At 33.2% G+C, this 24,195-nt stretch carries 21 protein-coding genes; 1 reads left to right on the top strand and 20 read right to left on the bottom strand.

Translation table 11 applies throughout. From position 1 onward, the window contains the following. The 19 genes from hisF to B3L86_RS11435 all read right to left on the bottom strand — a co-directional run bounded on the left by hisF (nt 1) and on the right by B3L86_RS11435 (nt 21,286). A complete protein-coding gene (gene hisF / locus B3L86_RS11525) occupies nt 1–756 on the bottom strand; it encodes an imidazole glycerol phosphate synthase subunit HisF (protein WP_291119210.1) in 756 nt (251 codons plus the stop codon). A 37-nt stretch (nt 757–793) separates the two neighbouring features. After that, complete coding sequence (hisA, locus tag B3L86_RS11520; RefSeq protein ID WP_291119207.1) at nt 794–1,522, bottom strand: 1-(5-phosphoribosyl)-5-[(5-phosphoribosylamino)methylideneamino]imidazole-4-carboxamide isomerase; 729 nt, start codon at nt 1,520–1,522, stop codon at nt 794–796. A 32-nt stretch (nt 1,523–1,554) separates the two neighbouring features. Beyond that, entirely contained in the window at nt 1,555–2,136 is a 582-nt protein-coding gene (hisH, locus tag B3L86_RS11515; protein WP_291119204.1) for an imidazole glycerol phosphate synthase subunit HisH, read from the bottom strand. An 83-nt stretch (nt 2,137–2,219) separates the two neighbouring features. Next, entirely contained in the window at nt 2,220–3,356 is a 1,137-nt protein-coding gene (gene hisB / locus B3L86_RS11510; RefSeq protein WP_291119201.1) for a bifunctional histidinol-phosphatase/imidazoleglycerol-phosphate dehydratase HisB, read from the bottom strand. A gap of 1 nt (nt 3,357) precedes the next feature. Continuing rightward, nucleotides 3,358–4,419, bottom strand: coding sequence for a histidinol-phosphate transaminase (gene hisC / locus B3L86_RS11505; RefSeq protein WP_291119198.1), 1,062 nt, complete (start codon nt 4,417–4,419; stop codon nt 3,358–3,360). After that, entirely contained in the window at nt 4,412–5,701 is a 1,290-nt protein-coding gene (hisD, locus tag B3L86_RS11500) for a histidinol dehydrogenase (protein ID WP_291119195.1), read from the bottom strand. Before hisD ends, hisC begins: the two co-directional genes overlap by 8 nt. 83 nt (nt 5,702–5,784) lie before the next feature. After that, complete coding sequence (gene hisG, locus B3L86_RS11495; protein WP_291119192.1) at nt 5,785–6,642, bottom strand: ATP phosphoribosyltransferase; 858 nt, start codon at nt 6,640–6,642, stop codon at nt 5,785–5,787. Nucleotides 6,643–6,880: 238 nt separating this feature from the next. After that, nucleotides 6,881–7,699, bottom strand: a complete 819-nt coding sequence (locus tag B3L86_RS11490) for a prohibitin family protein (protein ID WP_291119190.1) — start codon at nt 7,697–7,699, stop codon at nt 6,881–6,883. A gap of 57 nt (nt 7,700–7,756) precedes the next feature. Then, nucleotides 7,757–8,257: a hypothetical protein gene (locus B3L86_RS11485; protein ID WP_291119188.1), complete on the bottom strand. Its 501-nt coding sequence runs from the start codon at nt 8,255–8,257 to the stop codon at nt 7,757–7,759. Between the two features lie 32 nt (nt 8,258–8,289). Continuing rightward, nucleotides 8,290–8,991, bottom strand: coding sequence for a VIT1/CCC1 transporter family protein (locus B3L86_RS11480; RefSeq protein WP_291096003.1), 702 nt, complete (start codon nt 8,989–8,991; stop codon nt 8,290–8,292). A 38-nt stretch (nt 8,992–9,029) separates the two neighbouring features. Beyond that, entirely contained in the window at nt 9,030–10,142 is a 1,113-nt protein-coding gene (locus B3L86_RS11475; protein ID WP_291119186.1) for an efflux RND transporter periplasmic adaptor subunit, read from the bottom strand. A 7-nt stretch (nt 10,143–10,149) separates the two neighbouring features. After that, on the bottom strand, nt 10,150–14,487 hold the full coding sequence (locus tag B3L86_RS11470) for a CusA/CzcA family heavy metal efflux RND transporter (protein WP_291119184.1): 4,338 nt from the start codon (nt 14,485–14,487) through the stop codon (nt 10,150–10,152). A gap of 73 nt (nt 14,488–14,560) precedes the next feature. Further along, the gene (locus B3L86_RS11465) at nt 14,561–15,940 is read right to left on the bottom strand and encodes a sensor histidine kinase (RefSeq protein ID WP_291119181.1); all 1,380 of its coding nucleotides are present in this window, start codon (nt 15,938–15,940) and stop codon (nt 14,561–14,563) included. Nucleotides 15,941–15,954: 14 nt separating this feature from the next. Next, nucleotides 15,955–16,617 (bottom strand): response regulator transcription factor, encoded by a 663-nt coding sequence (locus B3L86_RS11460; protein WP_291119179.1) that lies wholly within the window; start codon nt 16,615–16,617, stop codon nt 15,955–15,957. Nucleotides 16,618–16,657: 40 nt separating this feature from the next. Further along, nucleotides 16,658–18,256: a hypothetical protein gene (locus B3L86_RS11455; RefSeq protein ID WP_291119177.1), complete on the bottom strand. Its 1,599-nt coding sequence runs from the start codon at nt 18,254–18,256 to the stop codon at nt 16,658–16,660. A gap of 63 nt (nt 18,257–18,319) precedes the next feature. Next, nucleotides 18,320–19,630, bottom strand: a complete 1,311-nt coding sequence (locus B3L86_RS11450; RefSeq protein WP_291119174.1) for a DUF3570 domain-containing protein — start codon at nt 19,628–19,630, stop codon at nt 18,320–18,322. A 15-nt stretch (nt 19,631–19,645) separates the two neighbouring features. Continuing rightward, on the bottom strand, nt 19,646–19,855 hold the full coding sequence (locus B3L86_RS11445; RefSeq protein WP_291119173.1) for a DUF4266 domain-containing protein: 210 nt from the start codon (nt 19,853–19,855) through the stop codon (nt 19,646–19,648). Nucleotides 19,856–19,861: 6 nt separating this feature from the next. Beyond that, entirely contained in the window at nt 19,862–20,851 is a 990-nt protein-coding gene (locus B3L86_RS11440) for an FAD:protein FMN transferase (RefSeq protein WP_291119170.1), read from the bottom strand. After that, complete coding sequence (locus B3L86_RS11435; protein WP_291119167.1) at nt 20,852–21,286, bottom strand: thioredoxin family protein; 435 nt, start codon at nt 21,284–21,286, stop codon at nt 20,852–20,854. It abuts the gene before it with no gap. 138 nt (nt 21,287–21,424) lie between these two features. Between B3L86_RS11435 and B3L86_RS11430 the strand changes: the two genes are divergently transcribed. Beyond that, nucleotides 21,425–22,159 (top strand): YoaK family protein, encoded by a 735-nt coding sequence (locus B3L86_RS11430; RefSeq protein ID WP_291119163.1) that lies wholly within the window; start codon nt 21,425–21,427, stop codon nt 22,157–22,159. On the opposite strand, the gene B3L86_RS11425 is transcribed toward B3L86_RS11430, so the two are convergent. Further along, entirely contained in the window at nt 22,156–24,183 is a 2,028-nt protein-coding gene (locus B3L86_RS11425) for a hypothetical protein (RefSeq protein ID WP_291119161.1), read from the bottom strand. The genes B3L86_RS11430 and B3L86_RS11425 overlap by 4 nt on opposite strands. Between the last annotated feature and the right edge of the window lie 12 nt (nt 24,184–24,195).

The raw sequence follows: 24,195 nt of genomic DNA, 5'->3' as shown, positions 1-24,195 counted from the left end.
TTAAATTCTTACCGGAATTCCGGCTGTTTTTAAATATTTTTTTAATTCCGGAATTGAAATTTCATTGTAATGAAAAACACTAGCTGCCAAAGCTGCATCAGCATTTCCGATGGAAAAAGCTTCTTCAAAATGTTGCATTGTTCCTGCTCCACCCGAGGCAATTATGGGAAGATTAACTGTTTTGGATAATTGAGCCAAGGCTTCATTTGCAAAACCATTTTTTGTTCCATCATTGTTCATTGAAGTAAATAAAATTTCGCCGGCTCCAAGTTGTTCAACTTCTTTTACCCAATCAAATAAATCCAATTCTGTGGCGACTTTTCCGCCAACTAAATGAACTTTCCAATTTTCATTAATTAATTTCGCATCAATGGCAACCACAACGCATTGACTTCCGAAGTTTTTAGCAATTTCTGAGATTAATTTGGGATTCTTAACTGCAGAAGAATTAACGGAAATTTTATCTGCTCCGTTTTTCAACAATAATTCGACATCTTCAACAGATGAAATTCCGCCACCAACAGTAAACGGAATGTTGATGGTTTGAGCCACTTTTTGAACCAGTTGAACCAATGTTTTTCGGCGTTCTTCCGTGGCAGAAATGTCTAAAAAAACCAATTCATCGGCACCTTCCAAACTATATTTCAAAGCTAATTCTACCGGATCTCCGGCATCTTTCAATTCTAAAAAATTGATGCCTTTTACGGTTCTTCCGTTTTTGATGTCGAGGCAGGGGATTATTCTTTTTGTTAGCATGTTTTTTGTTTTAAACCTGACAGGTTTCAAAAACCTGTCAGGTTTGTTGTGTAATAAATTTTTCTATCTGTTTTAGAGAAATTCGGTTTTCATAAATCGCTTTTCCGATGATAACGCCTTGACAACCTAACTCAGCTAACTTTGGTAATTCATCAAAAATTGAAATTCCGCCGGAAGCGATTAATTTTATGTTTTTAATTTCGTTTAAAATTGTTTTATACAATTCAAAACTTGGTCCTTGCAACATACCGTCTTTTGCAATATCAGTGCAGATGACGGACTGAATTCCTTTGGTTTGATAGTTTTTTATAAATGGAATTAGCTCTTCCGAACTTTCTTCCTGCCAACCGGAAACAGCAATTTTTCCATTGGAAACATCGGCACCGAGAATGATTTTTTCATTGCCAAAACGCTGAATCCATTCTTCAAATAAACTAGGGTTTTTTACTGCAATGCTTCCTCCGGTAATTTGATTCGCTCCACATTCAAAAGCGATATCGACATCTTTATTGGTTTTTAATCCACCACCAAAATCGATTTTTAAATTAGTATTTGAAGCAATTTTTTCTAAGACTTTATAATTAATAATTCGTCCGGATTTGGCACCATCTAAATCAACCAAGTGCAAATATTGAATACCGTGAGCTTCAAATGATTTGGCAACTTCTAACGGATTTTCGTTGTATATTTTTTTGGTATCATAATTTCCTTTGGAAAGTCGAACGCACTTTCCGTCGATGATATCTATTGCTGGGATTATTTTCATTCGTAATATGGTAAAAGGTTATGGGTAATGGTTTATAGATTGAGGAAATTTTGCAATAGTTTTTCACCGACAAGTCCACTTTTTTCAGGGTGAAATTGAACGCCATAAAAATTATCTTTTTGCAAAGCCGCTGAAAAATCAGTTAAATAATGTGTCGTGGCGATGGTTTCTTCGCAGATTTCAGCATAAAAACTGTGCACGAAATACACAAAACCTGTTGAAGTTCGGCAGAAAAACTGCTTTTCGTCGGCAGTTTTTATGTCATTCCATCCCATATGTGGCACTTTGACTTGGTTTGAAAATTGAACAACATTCGTATCAAAAATCCCTAAACCTTTGGTATCGCCTTCTTCTGTGTGATTGCACATTAATTGCATTCCTAAACAAATTCCTAAAACCGGTTGGGTTAACGTGGGAATTAATTCATCTAAACCTGAGCTTTTCAATTTTTTCATCGCGGAACTTGCTTCTCCAACACCGGGAAAAATAACTTTATCCGCAGAACGAATTTCGTATGGATTGTTTGTCAAAACGCCATCAAAACCTAATCGATTTAGAGCAAATTGAATACTTTTTATATTTCCGGCACCGTAGTCTATTATGGCTATTTTCATTTATTTTTTGTTTCAGGTTTCAGGTTTAAAGTTTCAGGTTGTTCAACAAAAACAACTTGAAACTTTAAACTTGAAACAAATAATTACAACATTCCTTTTGTGCTTGGTAAAATCATTTTCTCCGAATCTCTTTTAACCGCAGCTTTAATTGCTTTAGCGAAAGCTTTAAAAATCGCTTCAATTTTATGGTGTTCGTTAAAACCTTCTGCTTTGATGTTTAGGTTGGCTTTGGCACCATCGGCAAAAGATTTGAAAAAATGAAAAAACATTTCTGTTGGCATATCACCAATTTTTTCACGTTTAAAAGGAGCTTGCCACATCAACCACGAACGTCCGCCAAAATCAATGGCTACTTGAGCCAAACAATCATCCATCGGGAGACAAAATCCGTAACGTTCGATGCCTAATTTGTTTCCTAAAGCTTTCGCAAAAACTTCGCCTAATGCAATGGCCGTGTCTTCAATGGTGTGGTGTTCATCCACTTGTAAATCGCCTTTTACCTGGATATCCAAATCCATTTGACCGTGTCTGGATAGTTGATCGAGCATATGATCAAAAAATGCTAATCCGGTTCGAATGTTGCTATTTCCGATTCCATCTAAATTTAAAGTGATGGCAATTTCAGTTTCATTCGTTTTTCGATAAATTGAAGCCGTTCTGTTTTCCAATTTCAAAAACTCATAAATTTGCTTCCAATCATTTGTTTCTAATGAAATAATTGAATTTAATTCTTCCCGTTTAACTGAAATTTCATTCGTTCCCAAATTGGTATTATCATTAATAAAAATTGCTTTTGAGCCTAAGTTTTTTGCCAATTCAGCATCAGTCAAACGATCACCAATTACAAATGAATTTTCTAAATCATAGTCAGCCGAAAAATACTTTTTCAACAAACCAATTCCAGGTTTTCGAGTAGGAGCATTTTCGTGAGGAAACGTTTTATCAATTAAAACTTCATCAAAAACAACCCCTTCATTTTCAAATGTTTTCATAATAAAATTATGAACCGGCCAAAATGTTTCTTCAGGAAAAGAAGCAGTTCCCAAACCATCTTGATTGGTTATCATCACTAATTCAAAATCTAATTCTGAGGCAATTTTACTCAAATAAACTAACGATTTTGGATAAAAAGTCACTTTTTCAAACGCATCAATTTGTTCATCAGCAGGTTCTTTGATGATGGTTCCGTCACGATCAATAAATAGAATTCTTTGTGCCATTTTACAGTGATTTTAAAGTGGTAATTAACTGATTGTTTTCTTCTTTTGTGCCAATAGTAATGCGAAGACAGTTTTCACATAATGGCTGATTACTTCGGTTTCGAACCACAATTCCGGCTTGAATTAGTTGGTTGTATCGCAACGTTGCATCATCTACTTTTAATAAAATAAAATTCGCATCAGAAAGAAAAACTTTCTCAATAAATGCAATTGATTTTAAAGAATTGATTACGATTTCCCTCTCCGAAATAAGCTTTTTCAACTGAGCAGTTAAGGTATTTTGATTTAATTTTTTGAGAGCAATTTCTTGTGAAGCTGTATTCAAATTGTAAGGGGGTTTGATTTTGTTTAGAATTGAAATAATTTCCTCAGAAGCATAGGCAATTCCAACTCGAAGTCCGGCCAATCCGTATGCTTTTGATAAGGTTTGAATGATGACTAAATTGGGAAAATCACTCAACTCCGACAACCAACTTTCTTTGGAAGAAAAGTCGATATACGCTTCATCCAAGACTACCAAACCATTGAAATTCTTCAGCAAATACAAAATACTTTCATCTGAAAATGAATTACCGGTTGGGTTATTTGGTGAACATAAAAAGATGATTTTTGTGTTTTCTGAAACAGCACTCAAAATTTCATCCACATTAGGTTCAAAATCAATGGTTAACAAAATTTCTCTGTTTTCAATGGCATTCAAATCGGCTAGAACGCCATACATTCCATACGTTGGTGGCAACGTGACGATGTTGTCTTGATTGGGTTCGCAAAACGCACGAAAAAGTAAATCGAGTACTTCATCACTTCCATTTCCTAGTAAAATTTGGTTTAAAGAAACCTTTTTCTGTTTCGCCAAAAGTGTTTTCAATAGCTTTTGTTGCGGATCTGGATAACGATTATAACCATTGGAAAACGGATTTTCATTCGCATCCAAAAAAATCAAGTTGGTTTCAAATTCCTTGAATTCATCGCGAGCAGACGAATAGGATTTCATATTCAAAATAGTCTTTCTAACTAAATTTTGAATTGAAAACGAGCTGTTTATTTCTATATTTTTATTCATTTTGTAAAGCATTTAGTCGTAATGTAACTGCGTTTTTGTGCCCTTGTAATCCTTCGGCTTCCGACATAATTTCAATTGCATTTCCGATGTTTTTTAAACCTTGTTCAGAAATTTTTTGAAACGTAATAGCTTTTGAAAAACTATCGAGGTTTACACCGGAATAATTCTTTGAGAATCCGTTTGTTGGTAAGGTGTGATTGGTTCCTGAGGCATAATCACCGGCACTTTCAGGAGTGAAATTTCCAATAAAAACAGAACCTGCATTTTGAATTCCGTTTACAAAATAGGCTTCGTTTTTGGAACAAATAATGAAATGTTCAGGAGCATATTCGTTGATAAAATCCAATGCATCGCTCTCCTTTTCAATAAAAATTAATTTCGAATTATCGATAGCTTTTTGAGCAATTTCTTTGCGAGTTAAAACTTGAATTTGGTCGTCAATTTCCTTTTCTACTTCGTCAATTAATTTTTGAGAATTGGAAACCAAAATTACTTGACTATCGGTTCCGTGTTCGGCTTGACTCAATAAATCAGAAGCAACAAAAGCCGGATTGGCTGAATCATCGGCATAAATCAATAACTCACTTGGTCCTGCCGGCATATCGATGGCTGTTCCGAATTGCGTTGCTACTTGCTTCGCCACCGTGACAAATTGATTTCCGGGACCGAAAATTTTATAAACTTTCGAAATTGTTTCAGTTCCAAAAGTCAATGCCGCAACGGCTTGAATTCCGCCCACTTTAAAGATTTTTGTCACACCACACAAATTGGCAGCGTACAAAATAGCGGGATTTACTTTTCCGATTTTATCCGGTGGTGAACATAAAATAATTTCTTCGCAACCTGCAATTTGAGCGGGAATGGCCAACATCAAAACTGTTGAAAATAGCGGAGCTGTTCCTCCCGGAATGTATAATCCTACTTTTTGAATGGGTCGTTTTTCTTGCCAACAAAAAACGCCTTTGGTCGTTTCAACTTCAATTTTACTTGTTTTTTGAGCGGAATGAAATTTGTAGATATTTGATTTTGCTAAAGCAATCGCTTCTTTTAATTCGGATGGAACTTGTTTTTCTGCTTCTTTGATTTCATCATCTGTGACGAGAAAGTTATCCAATTTTATTCCGTCAAACAACGAAGTATATTTTGCAACTGCGGTATCGCCTTTGGTTTGGATTTCATTAAAAATTGCCTTTACCGTTTGTTCGATTTCGTCGAATGATTGGGTTGGTCGTTGGGTTAACATTGACCATTGGGATTGGGGTGGATTTTTATATTTTTTCATTTTTTTGTTTTTTTGACATTAAGGTATTAAGGGGAATCTCATTAAGGTTCATTAAGACTATTCACTAATTACTAATCACTTTTTCACAAAACCATCTTTTCAATCGGGCAAACCAAAATTCCTTCGGCTCCGGCGGATTTAAGTTGATCGATGACTTCCCAAAAAGTGTCTTCTTCGATGACGGAATGAAGGCTACTCCAACCCGATTCTGCTAACGGCATGATGGTTGGACTTTTTAATACCGGAAGAATTTGGCTGACTTCTTGAATTTTATCATTCGGAACATTCATTAAAATGTATTTTGATTTTCTGGCTTTGAGTACGGATTGAATTCGGAATTGAAGCTTGTTTAAAATTTCTTGATTTTCAGTTGAAATGGTAGGAGAAACAGCTAAAACTGCTTCGCTTTTCAGAATAACTTCTACTTCTTTCAGGTTATTTTTGAATAAAGTACTTCCACTGGAAACGATATCTACAATTGCATCTGAAAGTCCAATATTCGGGGCAATTTCAACCGAACCGGAGATTTGGTGAATGTCGATTGAAACATTTTTCGACTTAAAAAAGTTTAAAACCGTTGTAGGATAAGATGTCGCCACTCGCAAATTATTCAAATCTTGAATGGAATTGTATTGAAACGTTTTGGGAACCGCCACTGAAACGCGGCATTTTGAAAAACCCAATTTCTCAGCAACGGTGATGTTCTGACCTTTTTCAACCAAAAGATTGTCGCCTACAATTGCCGCATCTACCACTCCATCGATGAGATATTGCGGAATATCGGAATTACGAAGAAACAAAATTTCTAATGGAAAATTAGAAGCTTCGGCTTTGAGTTGATCATTTCCGTTGTTGATGGAAATACCGCAATCTTTGAGAATTTGAAGACTTTCTTCATTAAGTCTTCCTGATTTTTGAATCGCAATTTTTAAGGTGTTCATTTTTTGTTTTTTTTAAATGAGTACACCAAAGCGGATAACAACAAAAAACCCGTTTGATGTACTCAAACGGGTTTTAGATATATGAAATACTTACATAGCATCATTACTTCGCTTGAGCGGAGGTGTGATGATGATGATGTAATTGAATTGAAAACATTTTATTATTTTATGATGTTGCAAATGTAATGACTTAAATTTTTAGAAAACAAAAAATTTAGAAACTTTGTGATTTGTTGAACTACTGATTCCCCAAAATAATCGGCATTCCATCCTTACCTGAACCAATAACAATTACTTTTGAATTAGCTGATTTAGACAATTCAATGGTGGCTTGAATGCCTTTTTCTTGTAAAATTTTATCAGTTAATGAGGCACTTAAAATTTGATTAGCACGGGCTTTACCTTCGGCTTCAATACGTTGACGTTCCGCTTCTTTTTGAGCTTTTTCTAAACGGAATTCATATTCTAAACTTTCTTGTTCTTGTTTTAATTTGGTTTCAATGGCCGTTTTGATTGTAGAAGGCAACGTAACATCACGTACTAAAATTTCGTTCAATTGAATGTATTGATTGGCTAAAATCTTCTTGGTTTCCGTGAAAATCTCATCTTGAATAGCATCTCTTTTGGTGGAATACAGTTGTTCAGGCGTATATCTTCCCACCACACTTCTAGCGGCAGAACGAATGGCAGGACGAATCACTCTTTCGATATAATTTTCACCTTTTTCCTGATGTAATTTTCCTGTAAATTCATATTGCGGATGAAACCAAGCCGTAGCATCTAATTTGATTTCCAAACCATTAGAAGACAACACTTGCATTTGCTCCGACAATTCTTGCTGACGAACTTCATAAATAAACACTTTATTCCAAGGAGCTACAATGTGAAAACCTTCACCCAATGGTGGTTCATCGGTTACAACTCCTTTATCAAAAGTTTTGTATAAAACTCCGGCTTCTCCCGATCCAATCGTAACAGTTGATTTAAAAAGAAAAATAAGTAAGACGATTATTCCAATAATCATTGGAATCATTTTAGGATTGAATTCTTTGTTCATAATATTTTTTTGATTTTGATAAAGATACAAAATCAAACTCAATCCTAAAAGTCTTGCTTAATCATCATCTGATTTAATTTCTTTTTCAACAGAAATTAGATCATTTTGAAATGTAGTATTTTCTCTAATCTCTGTATGACGAATTTCGCCTCCGGTTGTTCCGGTTTGTTGAGCAAAATATAGAGCTATGATTGCTACTAATAATGTGAAATAACCAACATATTTTTCTTGAGGTTTTTTAAATACCGCTAATAATAAGGATATTAAAGAAAAACCGCCAAGAAAATACATAATAAGTGAAAATTTTTCAGCCATTTCTTCATGTGTTTCAATAATTTGATCGGTTACTCCCGGCAATTTTTCTGCAATTTCTTCTGCTCCTTCTCCAGTGTTCATACTTATTGCAGCAAAAATGGCAGAAATGATAAAAAGAAAATAAGCAATATTTCGAGCTGAATTATTTTTCAATACTATTCCAGCAATTAGAATTCCTACTCCAAAAATCGTCCCGATAATTGGAAAGTGGTTTACTACCATGTGTAAATGTGCGTCGTTCATATATAAATGTTTTAAAAGTTTATTAGTTTTTGTTATACTCTAACCCCAAAAAGATAGCCAACAAGTGCTGATAAAACCATTGCAATTGTTCCCCAAATTGTTATTCTTAAAATTGCTGTTTTAATACTTGAGCCTCCTGTTTTTGCAGCAATACTTCCTAATACTATTAGAAAAATAATTGTAAAAGCATACAACCAATATTCCATGTTTTTTATTGGTGTAAAAAGTATCACTAGTAATGGCAAAACACCACCAACGGTAAATGCTGCACCAGATGAAATAGCTGCTTGTATTGGATTTGCTTGGCTTATTTCATTAATTCCTAATTCATCTCTAATATGAGCGGCTAATGCATCTTTTTCTGTTAATTCAATGGCAACTTGCATTGCTGTTTCCTTTTTTAAACCTCTTTTTTCATATATTTGAGCTAATATTCTTAGCTCTTCTTCAGGCATTTCTGCTAATTCTTTAATTTCTCTTTCAATATCTGCTTTTTCTGTATCTGTTTGCGAACTAACCGAAACATACTCGCCAGCAGCCATTGATAATGCTCCTGCAACTAGTCCGGCAACTGTTGCTAATAAAATTGGTTCTCTAGTTGAACTTGCAGCTGCAACACCAATTGCTAAACTGGAAATAGAAATTATTCCATCGTTTGCTCCCAAAACTGCAGCTCGTAACCAATTGCTTCTGTGTATGTAATGATTGTCTAAATAATTATCTATTGTTATCATTTGATTTGATTTTAAAATTTATAATATAAATTGAAATTTTAATTAATTATATCAAAAACACCTTTTGTGAGTAATTTTGTTTCAGCATTAACATTATCATTAGGCATAATTTCAATGAATTTTTCTGATTTTTCTCCTACCGTAACAGCAACTTTTTTGAATTTATATTCAGTTGTTTTATTGCTTAAAACCAATACATAATGTTTGTCATTTTCTGTAATGATAGCATCAGAAGGAACTCCAAATCCTTTTTTAGTATCTGTAATTATGTTAGCCTCTACAAACATTCCAGATAACAATTTTCCTTTTATTTCTGGTGATAGTGTACCAAAAACCGAAATGGTTCTGTCTTTACTTTCTATCGATTTTCCAACTAATTGTACGTTAGAGCTGAAACTTTCTTTACTTGCTTCTGGTACTTTAAAAGTGATTTTTTGACCTTGTTTTACATGTAAAATATCTTTTTCAAAAATGCTTAAATTCAGGTGTAAATAATTAGTGTCGACAATTTCTAAAATTACATCTGAAGGCGACATAAACATGCCAACATTTGCATTCATTACTGTTACATCACCAGAAATTGGTGCCGAAATTGTAATTTGTGAGGTAAATTTTCCACGCTCAACATTAGTTGGATTGATGTTTAATAACACTAATTTTTCACGTAAACCTTGATACATTCCTTTCGCTTGGCGGTAATCGCTTTCTGCTTTTAAATAGTTTTTTTGTGAAGTAATTTTTTCATTGTACAACGTTTTCTGGCGTTCATATTCTGATTTCAAATAGTTAATTTGTTCAGCAACTTCTACATAATCCTTTTGTAAATCAAGATAATCGGTGTTTTCTAAGGTAATTAGAGCTTGTCCTTTTGCAACTTTATCGCCAACTAATAATTTGGTGGCTTTTACATAACCGCCTAAAAACGTAGTTACTTTAGCTCGATATTGTGGTGGAACATCAATTTTTCCGGATGATTTGACTATAACTTCAAAATCTTGTTCTATAGGTGAACCTATTTCCATTTTTGAAGATTGAAATTGAGCTTCTGTTACTGTAATCAATCCGTCATCAATTACTTTTTCTTCAGCAACTTCTTGTTTGCATGAAAATAAAAGTGATGCTATTGTTGCTATGTAAAATAGTTTTTTCATTTGTAAATTATTGTATATTAACATATTGTAAGTCTAATTGTGTTTTGTTGTATTGGTTTACGGCATCTAAATAATCAACTTGAATAGTGGTTGCATTTTCTAAACTTTGTATGAATTGAAAAAAATCAATTTCACCATGTTTGTAACTCATGTTGGCTACTTTAATAATCTCTTGAGAAACTTTTTTCCCATATTGATTATAGTAATCAATTGCTTGGTTATATTGCTCTAATTCACTGTTTTTCTGGTTGATATGTGCATCTATTTTAATTAGTTCATGTTGTTTTTGTTGTTCCCATGCTTGTGTTTCTAATTTGGCAACTTTAGATTTTGCAACATTCCCATTAAACAATATTGGAACAGCAACACCTACTTGAAATCCATATAAAGATTGCGAAATTCCGCTATTTCTTCCTTGAAAATATTCCATGTTTAAATCAGGTAGCCAGTTCTGCTTTTGGAGTTTTTCATTCGATTTATATTTATTTGTAACACTTTCTAAATAAGAACTATAAAGTTCTTTACTTGAAGTATTTAATGTATTGTTGATAGGTTTAATTTCATTCGATTTTATACTGATTTTTTCCTCCGATTGTACTAAAGCCTGTAATACTTCTAATTGTGCTTTTTTCTCTTTATCTAATTGCGAAAGTTTGGTTCTAATTTGTCTAAATTTAGCTTCAGCGGTTATTTTTTCCAAGTAATTGGTTTCGCCTAATTCAAATCTTCGGTCGCTTGCTTTAGAGAAATTTTGGTACAAACTATCTAAATATTTATATAACTTTTCCTGATGTTGCACATAAACAATTTGATGATATACTTTTGAAACTTCCAATTTGAGTTTGTTTTTCTGCAATTCGAAAGAAGCCTTTTGACTTTCTAATTCGGCTTTATAGACCTTTTTTTGAGCACCATAAACCGTGGGGAAAGCAAATGATTGTTGCACTCCAAATACTTTTAAAGGTACGTTATTTAGGGCTAAGTTATTTTGGTCATAACTGTAATACACACTTGTTTTATCAAAAGAATATGCCGTTTTTATTGTTTCATTTGCTTTGTCGATTTGCAATTGCCCAGCTTTTACTAATTTATTGTTTTGCAAAGCTTTAGACATAATTGAATCTAATTCAGCATTATTCTCTTGTGCAAAACCAAAGCTTGTACCCAATAAAAATATCAAAATATAAGTTCCGCTTGCATGTTTTTTGAATTTTGGTTTTTTGAATTCTTTCTCATCAAAAACTTTGAATAAAATTGGCAATACAATCATGGTTAAGAGTGTTGCCGTGAACAATCCGCCAATAACTACGGTAGCTAACGGGCGTTGAACCTCTGCTCCTGCCGATGATGAAATTGCCATTGGTAAAAATCCTAAAGCGGCGGCGGCGGCGGTTAATAAAACTGGTCGAAGTCTATCGGTGGTTCCTTTTAAAATTAGTTCGTTCATATCTTTCATGCCACTGTGTTTCAATTCTTTAAAATGTTCAATTAGTACGATTCCGTTTAGCACTGCAATTCCGAATAATGCAATAAATCCAACGCCTGCTGAAATACTAAATGGTAAATCTCGCATCCATAAAAATAACACACCACCAACTGCTGATAAAGGAATTGCAGAATACACCATTAAAGCTTCTTTGATGGAACCAAAAGCAAAATGCAACAAGATAAATATCAAAAATAATGCAATTGGCACGGCAATTAACAATCGGGCTTTTGCACTTTGTAAGTTTTCAAATTGACCACCATAAGTAACACGATAGCCTGTTGGTAAATCGATTTTAGTTTCAATAATTTGCTGAACATCATCAACAACACTTTGTAAATCACGGTTTCTTACGTTGATTCCCACAATAATTCTTCGATTGGTATTGTCTCTTGAAATTTTAGCCGGACCTTCTGTATATTCGATAGACGCTAATTCTCTTAGCGGAATTTGCTCGCCATTTGGAGTGGAAACATATAAATTTCGTAAGTCTTCAATATCGGTTCTGTTGGTTTTATCTAATCGAATGACCATATCAAAACGTTTTTCACCTTCAAATACGTTCCCAACGGTTTTTCCAGCGAATCCTAAAGCAATCATTTCGTTTAAATCGGCAATATTTAAGCCATAACGAGCAATTTTACTTCGGTCGTATTGGACGAACATTTGAGGTAAACCTTCCGTTTTTTCGATGATAATATCCGATGCACCTTCCACATTTTTAATTGCTTTTTCGATTTCGTGTGCTTTTTTGGCTAAAATATCTAAATCTTCACCAAAAATTTTAATGGCCACATCGGAACGAGAACCTGAAATTAATTCGTTGAAACGCATTTCAATAGGTTGTGTAAATTCGATTTCCATGTTTGGAATTTTCTCTTCTAAAGCCGCTTTTATTTTATCTGCTAATTCATCTTTGGAATCGGCAGAAACCCATTCTGATTTTGGTTTTAATTTTACGATAATATCACTTTCTTCCATACTCATTGGATCGGTTGGCACTTCCGCAGCACCAATTCTACTGACTACTTGAGAAACTTCTGGGAAATTTTTAAGAATTATTTTTTCAATTTTAGTCGTAGTTTCAATGGTTTTAGAAAGTGATGTTCCTGTTTTTAGAACGGGTTGAATTACAAAATCACCTTCGTCTAATGTTGGAATAAATTCTCCTCCCATAGTTGCAAACAATCCAATAGCTAAAAACAATAAACCAACAGCTCCATAAAGTACTTTTTTAGTATTGCCTAAAGCCCAAGTAATCACAGGTAAATACCATGAATTCAATTTATTAATTAAACGATTTGAAATTGATTTTGGGTTTTCTTCTTGCGGTTTTAAAAACAATGAAGCCGCAACAGGAACGTAAGTAAAACAGAATAACATCGCACCAACTAAAGCAAAACTAAATGTCATTGCCATAGGTTTGAACATTTTTCCTTCCACACCCGATAAAGAAAGAATTGGAATAAATACAATAAGAATGATTAACTGACCAAAAATAGCCGAATTCATCATTTTAGAGGCACTTTTATAGGTAATTTGGTCAATTTCTAACTGACGTTCCTCTTTAGTTAAACCTACTAAATGTCTTGATTTATGAGCAATTTGAAAAGCGATGAACTCGACTATAATTACGGCTCCGTCGATGATGATTCCAAAATCTATCGCCCCTAAACTCATTAAATTGGCATCAATTCCGAAAATATTCATAAATGAAATCGCAAATAACAAACAAAGCGGAATTACGGAAGCCACAACCAATCCTGAACGCCAATTTCCGAGTAATAAAACCACCACAAAAATTACGATTAAACAACCTAAAATAAGGTTTTCTGCAACGGTAAACGTTGTTTTTCCTACTAATTCACTTCGTTCTAAAAATCCGTTGATATAAACGCCTTCTGGTAATGTTTTTTCAATTTCGGTAACTCTATGTTTTACATCGTCAATTACTTGTTTTGAGTTGCCCCCTTTTAGCATCATAACTTGACCCAAAACCTTCTCGCCTTCTCCATTTCCAGTAATCGCACCAAAACGGTTGGCATGACCAAATTGTACTTTGGCGATGTCTTTAATGTATATTGGCAAACCAGAATCGTTTTTAACGACAATATTTTCGATATCTTCAATTGAATTTACTTTTCCTTCGCCACGAATGAAATAACTTTGATTGGTTTTTTCAATATACGAACCACCTGCAATGCTATTATTTTTTTCTAACGCTGTAAAAATAGCAGCAGTAGAAATATTCATTGCCTTTAAACTTGATGGATTGATAGCGATTTCATATTGTTTTAAATAGCCACCCCAAGTATTGATTTCCACCACACCTTTGATACCGGATAATTGTCTTTTTACGACCCAATCTTGAATCGTTCGCAAATCGGTAACCGAATATTGATTTTTGAATTCGGGTTTTACTTCTAAAGTATATTGATAAATTTCGCCTAAACCAGTAGTAATGGGTCCCATTTCCGGTGTTCCAAAACCTTCTGGAATTTTTTCGGTAGCGGTTTTAATTTTTTCAGCGATCAGTTGTCTAGGCAAATACGTTCCTATTTCATCCTCAAAAACTATGGTTACAACAGATAAACCAAATTTAGAAATTGAACGAATTTCGGTTACACCAGGCAAATTCGCCATTTCAATTTCTACAGGATAGGTAATATATTGTTCGATATCTTGAGTAGATAGATTTCGAGACGTTGTAATTACTTGTACTTGATTATTAGTAACATCAGGCACTGCTCCAATTGAAATTTGGAAAACTGAGAACAAACCAAATCCTACAACACCAAGTGTAAACAAAAGGATTATAAGTTTATTTTTTAAACTAAAGGCAATGATTTTCTCAAGCATTTTGGCAACTTTTAATTTCAGTAAAATTAATCTGAAAATAAAGAAATTGCCTTAAGATTGACTTAGGAATACATTAGTTAAACCTTAATTCTACTATAGTTTCAACGTTTAATTTACTGTTTATCTTAAAGTCAATATTCAATAAATCAGTAAGTCGTTTTACGATAGATAAACCTAAGCCTGTGCCTTTTGTATTGGTTTGAAGAACGGATTGAGAACGATAAAACCGATTTCCTATTTTGTTCAATTCTTCCGAAGAAATACCAATTCCGTTGTCTTGAATTTTACAAATAATTTGGTTGTTTTCTTTCCATAAAGCAATAGAAATTTTACCATTTGGATTGGAATATTTAATTGCATTGGATACTAGATTACTAATGATGATAGAAACCAAATAATTATCAGAATCAATGGTAAAATCATCTGCAAATGAATTTTCAATTTTAATATTCTTATCATTTATTTTTTGCGAAAATCGAGCTAATACATCTAAAATCAATGCGTTGAGAAAAACAGGCTCTTTTTTAGTATTTTGTTTTTGATTTTCAAAACGAGCCAATAACAATAATTCGTCAACTAATTGATTTAATCGGTCTACTTCTTTGATGCTGTAATTGATTTTTTCTTCATATTCCGATTGATTGCGAGGTTTACGCACTAAAACTTCTAACGTACCTTTGATTACAGCCAAAGGTGTTCGCAATTCATGAGAAGCATCAGATGTGAATTGTTTTTCGCGTTCTACGGCATTTTCAATTCGGTCTAACAAGTCATTAATTGTTTTTGAAAGTACGAATAATTCGTCTTTATTATGTGGTAAATTTATTCGCGAACTTAGGTTTTCGCGACTAATTTGTTTAGATGTTTCAATAATTGTTTTGATTGGTTTGATGCTTCTTCCCACAATAAATCGAGCGATGAGAAATAAACTTATTAAAATTAATGGAAATGCAATCGCTAAAATGTTTCGCAAATTCGACAAAACCATAATAGCATCATCCAACGACATAGCTACGACGAGATGACCAATTACTTTTTGATTATCATAAAGCGGAACCTGAATCTGACGAATAGGTTTTTTGTTTAAATACGTATCAATAAATTCGTTTTTTCTATTTTCCGGATAAAGCTTTAAATTGAGTTTTTTTAAATTGGGTGATTTATCAATTAGTTCGTTGTTGCTATCAAAAAATTGAACAAATACAGGGTTAACATCCACTGTATTATGTTCTCTTTCACGCCATTCATCTACTTGAATGAGATAAGTGTTATTATGATCTATTTCAATTTCTTGTAAATGTTTTTCAACTTCATTTTGAATATCATCATTAATGTGGTTGTAAACGCTTAGACTCACCATTTGATAAATTACTAAAAAAACTATGGTTATCAGCAAAGCAGTGCTAATAATATAGTAAAAAGCAATTCTATTTCTAAAAGAGAATTTAAGCATAAATTGTAACTACCTTAATCATTAGCAATATAACCAACACCTCGAATGGTTTTAATACTTTCATCTTCTTTAGAAAGATTGAGTTTTTTCCTGATAGCATTCATAAACACATCAATTACACCGGTATCATATTCAAAATGAATATCCCAAACATCTTCAATAATTTGATTTCGAGTGCATACTTTTCCTTTGTTTTTGATTAAATATATCAAAAGTTCGTATTCTCTTTGCGTCAATGAAATTTCATTATTTTCTGAAAAAACCTGGTGTTTTGATTGGATAATTTTAATCTTTCCTAAGGTCAAAACATCAACTTCCTTGGTGGCTCTAAAATGAATTTTTATTCGTTCTAACAATTCATCAAAACTAAAAGGTTTTTTGATGTAATCATTGGCTCCAGCCTTTAAACCTTCAATAGTATCCTGAACGGTATCTTTGGCTGTTAAAAAAATAATTGGCGTTGTAGTATTGGTTTTTCTAAAGGATTCACAAACCTTTAACCCAGAGAGTTTAGGCAACATCCAGTCTAATAAAATTAAATCGGGTTTATGGCTAATTGCCATTTCTAATCCTGATTGACCATCATTAGCAACCAACACTTCATAGCCTTCTTCTTCTAAACCTTGTTTTAAAAAGGAAGCTATTCCAATTTCGTCTTCTACAATAAGTATTTTCATTGTCTAATTATCACAAAACTGAAATAGTTTTATGAAGATATTACTGTGTTAGTATTTTGTGCGAACTATAAAATCGATTATCAAAAATGAAAGTTAAAATAAAAGGTTCTTTCATTGTTTGGTTTAATTGAAAAGTAAAGATATTATCACCTATTTGAAAATCAACCACCTCACCTTCAGTCACAATTTTTCCATCTAAAGTTGTTATAAAATAACTGATATCTCCAGAATATGGGATATAAAATTCTACTTTAATTTTTCTTCCTTTTATGGGATTTGGAGCAACTTTAACTACAAAAGGGTTACTGTTTGTAATAACAGAAACGGATAATGATTCTTGTTTGATTAATTTAACTTCATAAACCGTAGGACTTGCCGAAGTTGTATTGGATTGATTAGCAGAAAATGGATTTAGAGTAGGACTATGAATACCTCCTACCAAATGACCAATAACAAATTCATTCTCAATAATATCATCCAATTTTATCACTTCGTTTGAATAATGAGGTAAACTTAAATTTGGAATAAATTCTGCTCCAGCACCACTTAGTAAAGGCATTTCAATAGGCAACTGAAATTCGTTTAAACTACCGTTTGCTTGACGCGTAACTCTACTAATAGTTTTTACAAAAGGCACTAGATTATCTTGAATTAAAATGGTGCCATTAAAATAATATTGGCTCATCCCTCCAAAAAATAAACTGTGCATTTTATTATTCACTTCTTCATACAAACCTACTTTTCCACTGTGATAATTGCTTAGGTATTGATTGAATCCTGTTTGAGGAAAATGGCCTGTTGACTTAATATCAACAGGATACAAAAAAGGTAAATCTTGATTGATTTGGAAAACACCTGAAGAAATGGTATAACCTAACTCGCCATTAGGAAAAACCTGTGGTACTAAATTATAATCTCTTCGATGTAAATGAATGGGATCCGTAATTTGCTCAACCAAAGTATAACTGAGTTGACTCCCTGAATTATCAACTGTAAATTTTCGAATTTGATTGCTATAGGTTTGAGTAAAAGTTGGATTCCCAACGGGATTGTATCGACCATCAAAACGATGACCACCAACCAAATAAAACACATCACCAATTTTACCTAATTGACCACCTGTAATAGCAAAAACGGGACTACTAATTTGTTTAAAATAAGAAGTAATAGGAGAATTACTCACAATTGCATTTATTAATCCAGGTACATCAACAGCTGTAAATTTATCAAAAGAGATATGATCATCAGCCGTTGCTGAAAAAGCATACCCCCCAATGATATACAAGCTAAATCCATCCTGATAAAAGTTCATATTAGTTGACTGTAATTGTTCTTTTATTCCTGTTGGAAGTGAATTGAGTGACACCGACCAACTCTGAAGCGTCACTTTATCAACTACAAAAATAGAAGTGTTATTGTTTGAAGCCGGAAAAGCATTAAATGGTTGTCTGGCATGAAGTCCATCTAATCGTCCACCAATTATTAACCATTTATCGTTAGCTTGACCAAAAGCAAAGGAATGCAATCCCGGTAATCCTGATACTGTTACAGGATTCAATTCCAAAGTATAATTAAATTCACTTTGAGAAAAAATCAATTGAGAATAAACGAATACTAGAGATAAAATAAAGGTTTTCATGATGTTAATTTTATCCAAAAATAATCAAGTAACTACTAATTCTTAGTAACATTTGTTACACAATTATTGCATTACAAATTTAATTCCGAAAGATACAATATTTGCTTCTAATCCATCACTTCTGGAATAATGATTATATCTGAAATCGATGTTTTTTATGCCAAATTTCCAGATTTTAGCGGCTGTAAAAATATCGGTGTAATTCACTCCAAATCCATATTGATGAGCATCAAATGTTGACAAATCATAATCGGATGTATAATATTTTTCTGTTGAAAGATGCTGTTCGTGTGGAGCAAAATACTTCGATTCAGATTGCGTATAAAAACGATACATTGGAAAAATGGTAAAACGATCTGTTATTTTATAAGGTAATTCAATACTTGCCGTGTGCGAACTAATTCCCCAATTATCTGTATAAAAACGATAATAGGTTCTGAACACAAATTTTTCATTGATATAATAATTCAAACGAGCTCCAATTGGCAATTTAAATCGACTATCCGGTAATCGTTCAATATCATCCGCTAGCTGAAATTCGTTTATAAATGAGTCATTTACATCAGCAAAATAAACCCGTTGATACGGTGCTGAAAGTAAGCCTTGTTGATGTAAAATATCTGCAAAAATGGATAATTGTGTTTTCTTATTCAGCACTTGCGAAAAACTGAAAGAAAGAGCAAAAGAATTTCTATTTTTTTCCGATTGAAAAACAAAATTGGTGGGGTTGTAATTAGTATTTCCTGTGATTGAAAAATCATCAAAAATTCCACCATTCAGAGTATTTCCATTATCAGCAAAATCTTGTAATTCTTTAGGATAAATGGGCTTCCAAGTATCTAAATAAACATTGGCGGCAATGCCAACTTCGGTATTTTTATCGTTAAATAATTTGGTTAAACCACCACCAAAACCAATGGAAGAATAATCATATTCTACTGATCCGGAAATGTGTGCATTCCAAATCGTATTTCGATCATCGGAACTATGACTGTAATTGATTACTAACGTAGTTAAAACATCTTGAGCAGAAGCACCGGAACTCGCTTGCCACGGACTGGGAGTTGCACTATCAAACGGATTTATGTTTCCTGAAGAAGCCGAGGAATAGGCAGAAATTCCCATATCCACCGTTAAAACATCGTCGTCGTTTAGTGGAACGGCTACAACAATAGTTGGTGTAATATCTGTTAATTCTTCCATTCCTTTTCCACCAGAAACCGCCGAATGAATTCCGTCTTGTTTATAATAGCTCATTAAAAAATCAACTTCAGTTGATTCTAGTACTCGTTTTTTGAATACGAGTGTAGAATCTTGCTCTTGAGCAAAAAGCGAGAAAGAACAAAGAAAGAGTAAAAGAAAATAATTTTTCATTTTTGATTTGAGTAATTAGTTACAACCGCAACCACCACCCGTTTTGCCACCATTGGCTCCGGCTGCTGCTTCGCGATAGACTTGAAAATTGGTTTCAAAACGTTCGGAAGAACGAGATGCTAATTTCATATCAGGATCATTGATTTTTTCTTTTTCGTATTCTTTTACGGAGTTGCAGGATTGAAGTGCGAAGAGAATTAGGGCAAGAATTGTTATATTTTTCATTTCAAATTATTGTTTATCAAATTTCTTTAAGTTAATATTTTTAGAGTTGTGCACTACTCCTTTGTCATCCACAATAATGCATTCGATTCCTTTGATTTGGTTTACTAAATCGAGTCCGACGTCAATGCCGAGAACGAAAATTCCGGTAGCCAGTGCATCGGCAAGCTCTGTGGTTTTTGCAAAAACCGATACACTAACAATTCCGGTGGCAGGATAACCTGTTCTTGGATCTATAATATGTGAATATCTCTTTCCGTTGAAAGTGACAAATTTTTCATAACTACCGGAAGTTTCTACTGCACTGTCTTCTAAAGGAAAAGTGGCAAATACTTTATTTTTATTAATCGGATTCACGATGGCTACTGTCCACGGTTTTCCATCAGGTTGTTTACCCCAAGCAAAGATGTCACCGGAGACGTTGACAATTCCGGATTTACAACCGTTTTCGATTAATAACGTTTTGACTTTATCTGCAATATAGCCTTGACCAATGCCGCCTAAACCGAGTTTCATACCTTTATTTTTCAAAAAAATGGTTGTTTCATTTTCGTTTAGGATAATATTTTGATAACCTACTTTGGCAACTGAATTTTTGATAGCTTCTTCTGTTGGCATTTCTTTCATACTACCGTCGAATTTCCAAATTTTATCCATGGATGCATAGGAAATATCAAAAGCTCCGTTTGTTAGTTTAGAAATTTTAATGGCTCTTTCAATCAATTCAAAAACTTCTTTATCCACTTTTACAGGAGCAATTCCTGCATTTTGATTGACTTTAGAAATTTGTGTGGTTGGAATCCAATCAGAAATTAAATTTTCAATGCGTTTAACTTCATCAATAGCTTGGTTGATAAACTGATTTCCTTGAACGGTATCAGTTGCAACTACAGTCATCTCAAAAGGACTACCAAGCATAAATGTCTTTTTGGTATGAACAATTTGTGCGGAAGAATTCCATAAAAAGAAAAGACTACAATATAGAAGAATCGATTTCATTTACTTTTCGAATTTTTTAATCATCGCTATGTATTCTGCAGGTGAAACATTTTTGAATCCAGTCATTCCGAGTACTTTTCCGTTTTTATCTAACAGAACTACCAAAGGAAAACTTCCTCCTTTGTTATACTTTTCAGCTAAATTTTTGTTTTGTTCTGTTAGTTCAGGAGTCAATTGATTGGCTTTTTTCTTTGGGAAATCGGCTTTATAAGTGACCCAACTTTTATTTATTTCAGCTTTAAACTCATCTGACATCCAAATGTTCTTTTCTAATTTCATACATGGAGCACACCAATCTGAACCGGAAAAAACCAATACAATATTTTTGTCTTCCTTTATAGCAATAGATTTTGCTTCTTCAAAATTAGTTTGCCAGTTTTGGGCTTGTAAAAATGGACCTGTTATAAAAAAAATAATTAAAACTAACCTTTTCATATCTTGAAATTTATACAAAAATAACAGCACAATTTTGAATAAATTACATGGTAAGTCACATCTTAAGCAAATCTTAAATTACTAAAAAGGTTAATGCTATACGTTTTTACACTTATACATTTTATCTTTGTTAAAAAAATGTTCCGACACCTGGGAAATAGCCGAACTTTTAAACACAACTTGCGATTAGCCACAACCCTCTCTATGGTTGCAGGAATTGTAAACGTTTGTGGATTATTGGCTTTTGGTGTGTTGACAACGAATGTTACAGGACATTTTGCTTTTTTTTCTGAAGAATTATCAAGGAAGGATTATGCTACCGGATTTGTATTTTTGCTATTCACATTGTGCTTTTTAGTTGGTGCTTTTATATCCAATTTTTTGACAGAATTAGCTTTAAAAAAGAAAAGTAAAAATCCGCACTTTTATCCATTATTGCTAGAAATTTTACTGATTACGTTAGTAGGTTTGGCCTTTTTTGAAAAAAATTTAACCGTCTTGAATAGTCAATTTTTTACGTATGCCTTACTATTAGCTATGGGAATTCAAAATGCTTTGGTTACCAATGTTTCCAAATCTGTTGTAAGAACAACGCACCTTACGGGACTTTTTACTGATTTAGGAATAGATTTGTCGCAACTTATTTTTAGAAAAAGTGAAGGTGAAAAAGTAGTTTTAGAAAAGAATATTACACTACGAATTTCTATTATTACTTTCTTTTTTGCAGGATGTCTGATTGGTGGAATCTTATTTCACTACTTCCAATTAAAAACGCTTTTAGTAGCTAGTGTTTTATTGATTATGGCACTTTATTTTGACTTTTTACGCTTTAGATACTATATATTGAAACGAAAAATTTTCAGAAGAAATTAAAGCAATCCGTTATATTTTCGAATAAACCACTCTGAAGCTAAGGCTAAGGCAATGATGATTAACAACCAAATCCAATCAATGATTGGCGTTTTTTTGACTATTTCTTTTTGGATGGGTTTGTAGTTTTCGTTCGCTAAAAGTGATTTAATTAATTCATCAACTTGATTGGCTAGATACGTTTTTCCGCTAGTTTGATTTGCTAATTGATTTAATTTAGCATAATTCGGATTGACAAATTGCTTTTCGATGTCAAAATCTAAGACTTCAAAAAAACCGGAATAAGAAGTTTTAGAATTATTTTCGGTTACGGTAAACGAGTAATTTCCGGCAGAGAGTCCGTCTAAATTTACTTTATACGAATTGGTTGATTTCAGTAAATCATAAGATTTTGTTTGATTGGTTGCTTTGTTTTTTACAGTAATGGATAAACGAGCATTGTCGTCAAACTCATAGTTTTTATTGAAATATTGAGCATTAATTTCGATGGCATCACCGGAATTATAAAAGTTTTCGTGAGTAACAACCAATGATTTTCGAGCATTGTTAGAAGCTAAAAACTGAATCGTTTTATCAATAAAAACATCAAATTTTTCAAAACTTTGTTGGTCGATATGACTTTGTAAACGCCATTTCCAAATATTTTCACCTAATAAAAAAGCGGATCGTTTTCCTTGATTTTCGGTGTAGGCTAATAAAGGTGAATCGAGTTCTACGTTTCGAATTCTGGCTCCAAGTAATTCTTCAAAAGCCGACTTAGAAGTAATTGTTCCAAATGGATTTTGCAATGGTGGAAAATTATCAATGCCGATATTATCGGTTGCAAACAGATTAAATTGCGAAGAAAAAGTTGCCAAATAATCCTCGGGTTGCCCACTCATTTTGAATTCAAAAGCGAGCTGGTTTTGATTCAAGAAATTAAAATCAGTATGCAATCCTGTTATAATCCAAGTGTTTAAATTGGCTAAATTATTCTTTTCGAAAACTGATTTGAATTCGGAGGTAGGTTGGTATAAAATCAATACATTAAAATCTTGTAACGAATTGATTTGATTGGGCTTTACTAGCGTTACCTTACGTTGTTGATTAGATTCAATCGCTCGTTTTAAAGCTCCAATGTCAGGATGATTAATCGAAGAAACTATGGCAATTTCCGATTTTTGATCGATGATTTCTACTGCAAAATTCTTAGTGTTGTTGTATGTGTTTTTTTCCGGTTCTGAGGATGAAATGGTTGCTTTAAAAACTTGAACACCAACTTTTTCGGCAGGCAATAAAACAGTGATTAGTTGTGATCTTTGACTATTGGAAAAACTAACATTCTGTTTACTTAAAACCGTACTTCCCTGAGAAATAGAGAAAGTGGCATTAACATTTTTGTTTCCGGAATAATTAACAAAAACTTCTACAGGAAATTTATTTTTGAGAAACGCATATTTATTAACGTTGAGCTGACTGATTTTTAAATCCAGAACTGAAGTCGTGTCGCCCAAAACGATTGGGTAAACGGCTTTATTCTCGTCAAAGGAATAAATATAATCGCTTCCTTGGGTTTGGTTACCGTCTGTTATTATTACTGTGGGATGATTGACACTTTTGTGAATGCTTTTCAGCCCTTTTCCTACTCCATCGATTCGAGTTTGCATTCCTTTGAAATCATAGGATTCAGAGGACTCCAATTCGCTTGAAAATTGATAGGATTGTACTTCATATTTTTCTTGCAATTCAGAATTAGAAGTCAGTTTTTTGTAAACTTCTAAAGCAGATTCGTTAGAGTTTAATTCGATTACAGAAGACGAATTATCGACTACAATTGGCAATGGAATTTTGATGGTTTCAAATGATTTTCGGGTGAGAATCGGGTTAATTAACAATACCAATAACCCGAAAATAGCAATGAAACGCAGAAAAGCCAAGAACCAATTTATTTTGGAATTGGAATTGGCTTTGTAAAAATAGTGATAATACGAAATAAAACCAGCTATTAAAACTGACAAGAGCAAAAGCAATACGGTGGAATTATTCATATTATTGTAGAA

The organism is Flavobacterium sp. UBA6135 (assembly GCF_002428305.1).
In the GTDB taxonomy this organism is placed as follows: Bacteria; Bacteroidota; Bacteroidia; order Flavobacteriales; family Flavobacteriaceae; genus Flavobacterium.
The sequence above is the reverse complement of the archived record's forward strand: the minus strand, read 5'-3'. Positions and strand labels throughout refer to the sequence as shown.